Genomic DNA, 343 nt, shown 5'->3' with positions numbered 1-343 from the left:
CACACTGGCTACAAGTCTTTGATGATGGATAAAATCTATCAACAATTCTAAGTTCTATATTATTTTGCTTACACTTAGACATTAGTTTAGTTTTGAACTCAAAGAATTTCTGACTTGCTATAGCCTTTGATAAATGCTTATTTTTCATCAAATTAGAAACTGCTAAATCTTCAATAGTTATATAGCTTGGTTTTTGCTTTATAATCGAAGATACAGTTTTATTAATATAATCAGTTCTTATATTAGTCAATCTTTGATGAAGTTTTTGTACTTTAACTACTTGCTTTTGGATATTTTGACGAGTAGCTCTCCCTTCTTCTATTTTATTTCTTATTTTTAAACT

The 343-nt window shown here is 27.1% G+C and carries 1 protein-coding gene; it reads right to left on the bottom strand.

Annotation, left to right across the window (positions count from 1 at the left end; all coding sequences use genetic code 11):
• Positions 1-343 (bottom strand): RNA-guided endonuclease TnpB family protein (locus KGF46_RS19825; protein ID WP_227862256.1); only part of this gene is annotated, 343 nt, incomplete at both ends.

Origin of the sequence: Clostridioides sp. ZZV14-6153 (assembly GCF_020657855.1) — a bacterium.
GTDB lineage: Bacteria > Bacillota > Clostridia > Peptostreptococcales > Peptostreptococcaceae > Clostridioides.
Note: the sequence above shows the minus strand (reverse complement) of the source record. Positions and strands in the feature narration are given on the sequence as shown.